The 5,100-nt window shown below is 74.7% G+C and carries 5 protein-coding genes and 1 rRNA gene; 2 read left to right on the forward strand and 4 right to left on the reverse strand.

Annotated features, from left to right (window positions below; genetic code table 11):
- The coding region (locus DKT68_RS00730) for a phasin family protein (protein ID WP_407940679.1) at nt 1-418 on the reverse strand (418 nt) is incomplete at its 3' end.
- 111 nt (nt 419-529) lie between these two features.
- On the opposite strand from DKT68_RS00730, the gene DKT68_RS00735 reads away from it, so the two are divergent.
- Nucleotides 530-868, forward strand: coding sequence for an SCP2 sterol-binding domain-containing protein (locus DKT68_RS00735; protein WP_109815510.1), 339 nt, complete (start codon nt 530-532; stop codon nt 866-868).
- A gap of 59 nt (nt 869-927) precedes the next feature.
- Here DKT68_RS00735 and DKT68_RS00740 read toward each other — a convergent pair whose 3' ends face one another.
- Nucleotides 928-1,953, reverse strand: coding sequence for an HAD-IIA family hydrolase (locus tag DKT68_RS00740; RefSeq protein WP_109815511.1), 1,026 nt, complete (start codon nt 1,951-1,953; stop codon nt 928-930).
- Complete coding sequence (locus tag DKT68_RS00745) at nt 1,950-3,026, reverse strand: tetratricopeptide repeat protein (RefSeq protein ID WP_236646652.1); 1,077 nt, start codon at nt 3,024-3,026, stop codon at nt 1,950-1,952. Before DKT68_RS00745 ends, DKT68_RS00740 begins: the two co-directional genes overlap by 4 nt.
- Between DKT68_RS00745 and DKT68_RS00750 the strand changes: the two genes are divergently transcribed.
- On the forward strand, nt 3,015-4,889 hold the full coding sequence (locus DKT68_RS00750; protein WP_109815512.1) for a hypothetical protein: 1,875 nt from the start codon (nt 3,015-3,017) through the stop codon (nt 4,887-4,889). The genes DKT68_RS00745 and DKT68_RS00750 overlap by 12 nt on opposite strands.
- A 90-nt stretch (nt 4,890-4,979) precedes the next feature.
- Here DKT68_RS00750 and rrf read toward each other — a convergent pair.
- Nucleotides 4,980-5,096 (reverse strand): 5S ribosomal RNA (rrf, locus tag DKT68_RS00755).
- Between the last annotated feature and the right edge of the window lie 4 nt (nt 5,097-5,100).

Genomic DNA, 5,100 nt, shown 5'->3' on the forward strand with positions numbered 1-5,100 from the left:
ATCCCGGGGCGCCCGCCGGCCCGTCCGACGGTACGAGACCGGCGTCGGGCTGCGCGGCGTGGGGCTGGTCGGGCTGCGGGGCGGACACCGCGGACGGCGCGCCGCCCGGCTCGGCGGCGCGCGCCTCGCGCAACTGCCGTTCCAGGTCGCGCACCCGCCGGGTCAGCTCGGCGACCTCGTCGGCGGTCGCCAGGCCAACCGCGCCGAGGGCCCGGTCGACCTCGAAACGGACCAGCTTGGTCAACGCCTCGCGGTTCTCGGCGCCGGTGGTGAGAAGCTCCTCGCCGAGGGCCTGGAGTTGGGCGGCGGTCGCGCCGCCGGAGCCGACGACCCGGCGGACCACGTCCTGGGCCTTCTTCCGGGGCGCCTCCGCCAGGCCCATGGCCAGTTCGAGGTAGGCGCGCCACGCGTCCTGCATGCCTGAGTCCTTCCGCGGGGCGGGGTGTGCAGGTGTCACGCTACCGGGCGCCCCGCACGGTCCCGTGCGGTACGGTGCCGGGGACGGCGTGGCGATCAGCGAGGGGGAGACGTGGCCAGCGTGGACGAGTGCCGGCAGGCATTGCAGGAGCTGGCCGCGCGACTGGATCGCAACGCCGAGACGGTGCGCGAACGGATCGACCTGGACCGGACCCTGGCCTGCCGGATCACCGACCTGGACACCGCCTTCCACGGGCGGATCACCGGCGGTCGGCTGATCGAGCTGGCCGACGGCGACGACCCCAACGCCAAGATCGCGCTGAGCACGTCCAGCAACGACCTGCTCGCCCTGGTGCGCGGCGACCTGGACGTCACCGGCGCGGTCGCCTCTCGCCGGGTGTCGATCAAGGCCAACCCGTTCGACCTGTTGAAGCTGCGCAAGCTGCTCTGACGCGCGCCCGACCAGCTCGGTCGACGAGCCGGCCCGACCAGCTCGGTCGACGAGCCGGGTCATCCGCCCGTGGGCAGGCCGAAGCTCTCCAGCACGCGGGCCGCGTCCGAGCCCGCCGGGCGGATCCTCGGCAACGCCGGGGCCGACCAGGCCGCCGCGCAGAGCGCGGCCAACGCGTCCAGCGGTCGGCCCGACCCGTCCAGCTCCAGCGCGTCGCCACGGTCCTTCACCGACCAGCCTCCGGCGTCCGCCGGACCGGGGACCCGCACCGCGGCCGCCGGGTCGAAGAGCCCCGCCAGGTCCCGCGCGACGTACGTGGGCCGGCGCCGCGGCTCGGCCGCGAGCAGATCGGGTACGTCGCTGACACCGGTGAGCACGAGCAGGCTGTCCAGCCCGGCCCGGCATGCGCCCTCGATGTCGGTGTCCAGCCGGTCGCCGACGACCAGCGTCCGGCCACCGTCGCTACGTCGGGCGGCCGTCTCGAACAGCGCCGACTCCGGCTTGCCGACCACCACGTCGGGGTCCCGCTCCAGCGCGGTACGCAGCACGGCGACCAGCGCCCCGTTGCCGGGCAGCGGGCCGCGACTACTGGGCAGGGTCCGGTCCGTGTTGGTGGCGATCCAGATCGCGCCGGCCCGCACCGCGACCGACGCCTCGGCCAGTTCCGCCCAGCCCACCTGCGGGCCGTAGCCCTGCACCACCGCGGCCGGCTTGTCGTCGGCGTGGGAGACCGGGGTCAGCCCGACCGCCCGCAGCTCGGCGCGCAGCGCCTCCGCGCCGACCACCAGCACCGGCGCGCCGGCGGGCAGCCGGTCGCGCAGCAGCTCGGCCGAGGCCGCGGCGGAGGTGAGCACCTCCTCCGGCCGGGCCGGTACGCCCATCCCGGTCAGCAGGTCGGCGACGTCGCTGGACCGGCGGGAGGCGTTGTTGGTGGCGTACGCCACCGCCCGCCCCTCCGCGTGCAGACGGGCCACCGCCTCGACGGCGCCGGGGATCGGCCGGTCGATCAGGTAGATCACCCCGTCCAGGTCGAAGACGACCAGGGTGTACCCGTCGATCAGCCGTTCCCCGGCGTCCGCGCTCACCGCTGCGTCGACCCCGACTCGTCGTCCCGGGCCTCGTCGTCCCGGGCCTCGTCGTCCCGGGCCGGACCGGTCCCGTCGGTGTTCACCGCGTCGCCGTCACCGGTCGCGACGGGCCGGTCGGCAGTGGTGTCCGCCTCGGCGCGCCCGCTCTCGTCCGGGTGCCGGTCCTCGTCCTCGCCGTCGAAGTCCTCGTCGTCTCCGGAGCCGGCAGCGCCGTCCTCGTCGTCGTCGAAGTCCTCGTCGTCGTCCTCGTCCTGGTCGCCGTCGTCGTCCTGGTCGTCGTCCTGGTCGTCGTCCTCGTCGCGGTCGTCGTCCTCGTCGCGGTCGTCGTCCTCGTCGCGGTCGTCGTCCTCGTCCTCGTCGTCGTCGAAGTCGTCGTCGCGGTCGTCGTCCTCGTCGTCACCGGCGGCCAGCTCGGTGTCCGGTCGAGCCGGCACCGCGCCGGGAGTACCGGGGCCAGCCGCGATCTCCTCGGCCGCCTCGTCCTCCTCGTCGCCCTCGATGACCACACCGTCGAGTTCCAGCAGCCGCTCCGCGGCATCGGTCTCGCCCTCGGTGTCGACGTCGGCGGCGCGGGAGAACCACTCGCGGGCCTCCTCACGCCGGCCCACCGCCAGCAGCGCGTCGGCGTACGCGTAGCGCAGCCGGGCCGTCCACGGCACGGTGGCCTCGCTGGTGAGATCCGGGACCTGGAGCATCGCCACCGCGGCGTCCTTCTGCCCGAGGTCGCCCCGGGCACCGGCGGCGACGATCAGCAGCTCGATCGCCACGGCCTGGTCCAGCTTGTCCCGGTCGGCGCCGCGGAACAGGTCGATGGCCCGCTCCGGCCGCCCCAGGGCGCGCTCGCAGTCGGCCAACACGGCCAGGTGACTCTGCTGGCCGCTCATCCGGTGGTACGTGCGCAGCTCGGCGATCGCCGTCTGCCACTCCCCCGCGTGGTACGCGGCCAGGCCGACCGCCTCACGGACGGCGGAGATGCGCGACGCGAGCCGCCGGGCGGCCAGCGCGTGCGCCAGCGCCTCAGCCGGATCCTCGTCGATCAGCTGACCGGTGGCGACCAGGTGCCGGGCCACCGTCTCGGCGACCGGCTTGTTCAGCGAGAGCAGCTCGGCGCGAACGTCCTTGTCCAGGTCGGTCGCCTGGATGTCGTCCGGCAATGCCGGGGCCTGGATGCGCCCGCCTTCGGACGACTCGGCGCCCGCACGGTCGTCGCGGCGGAACTCACCCTCGCGACGCGGCCGCTCACCGCCCCGGAAGCCACCATCGCGGTCACCGCCCCGGTAGCCGCCCTCACGGGAGCCACCTTCCCGACGGTCGCCACCACGGAAGCCGCCACCATCGCGGTCACCGCCGCGGAAGCCGCCCTCACGCGGCCCGCTCGGCCGGGAACCGTCGCGGTCGCCCCCACGGAAGCCGCCCTCACGGCGTTCGCCGCCACGGAAACCGCCCTCGCGGTCACCGCCGCGGAAGCCGCCCTCACGCGGCCCGCTCGGCCGGGAACCGTCGCGGTCGCCCCCACGGAAGCCACCCTCACGACGGTCACCCCCGCGGAAACCGCCTTCGCGGTCACCACCACGGAAGCCACCCTCACGGCGGTCGCCGCCGCGGAAGCCGCCCTCGCGGTCACCACCACGGTAGCCACCCTCACGGGAAGCACCGGAGCGCGAAGCGTCCCGGTCACCGCCGCGGAAACCACCCTCGCGGGGACCGCCCTCACGACGGTCGCCGCCACGGAAACCACCGTCACGGTCACCACCACGGAAGCCGCCCTCGCGCGGAGCGCCAGACCGGAAGCCACCCTCACGACGGTCGCCGCCACGGAAACCGCCCTCGCGGTCGCCGCCACGGTAGCCACCCTCACGCGGAGCACCGGAGCGCGAACCGTCCCGATCACCGCCGCGGAAACCACCCTCGCGGGGAGCGCCGCCCTCACGACGGTCGCCGCCACGGAAACCACCGTCACGGTCGCCGCCACGGTAGCCACCCTCACGGGGAGCACCGGAGCGCGAACCATCGCGGTCACCGCCACGGAAACCACCCTCACGGGACGGACCGGAGCGGCCGCGGTCGCCACCCTGGTAACCGCCCTCACGACGGTCACCACCACGGAAGCCGCCACCCTCGCGGTCGCCGCCACGGTAGCCGCCCTCACGCGGCGCACCCGAGCGCGAACCATCACGGTCGCCGCCACGGAAACCGCCTTCACGACGGTCACCCCCGCGGAAGCCACCCTCACGGGGAGCGCCAGAACGCGAGCCATCGCGGTCGCCGCCACGGAAACCGCCTTCACGACGGTCGCCGCCGCGGAAGCCACCCTCACGCGGAGCGCCGGAGCGCGAGCCATCGCGGTCACCGCCCCGGAAGCCACCCTCACGGGGAGCACCAGAACGGGAACCATCGCGGTCACCGCCCCGGAAGCCACCCTCACGGGGAGCACCAGAACGGGAACCATCGCGGTCACCGCCCCGGAAGCCACCCTCACGGGGAGCGCCAGAACGGGAACCATCGCGGTCGCCACCTCGGTAGCCGCCCTCGCGGGGAGCGCCCGAGCGCGAACCGTCCCGGTCGCCACCCCGGTAGCCACCCTCACGCGGCGCACCGGAGCGCGAACCGTCCCGGTCACCACCACGGAAACCACCCTCACGACGGTCGCCGCCACGGTAGCCACCCTCGCGGGGAGCGCCCGAGCGCGAACCGTCCCGGTCGCCGCCACGGTAGCCACCCTCACGCGGCGCGCCAGAGCGCGAACCGTCCCGGTCACCACCACGGGAACCGCCGTCGCGGCCGCCGGCGTATCCGCCTCGCGCGCCGCCAGCGTTGTCCCGGTCGCCCCGGTACGGGGGTCGGTCGTCGCGGCGCGGGCCGCGGTCGCGTCCGCCCGGGCCGTCAGTACGGTCTTCGTAACGACGGGGACGGTCTCCGCCCTGCGGTCCTGAACTCACAGGTACATCCTTCCTCATTGCGCCACCAACGGCGCTACGCAGTCGAGGGCCGACCCGGATGGGGCGGCCCTCGACTGGAAGATTGTCCGGCGGCGTCCTACTCTCCCACACCCTCACGAGTGCAGTACCATCGGCGCTGGAGGGCTTAGCTTCCGGGTTCGGAATGTGACCGGGCGTTTCCCCTCCGCCATGACCGCCGTAACTC

It is taken from the genome of Micromonospora acroterricola, assembly GCF_003172955.1.
Lineage (GTDB): Bacteria > Actinomycetota > Actinomycetes > Mycobacteriales > Micromonosporaceae > Micromonospora > Micromonospora acroterricola.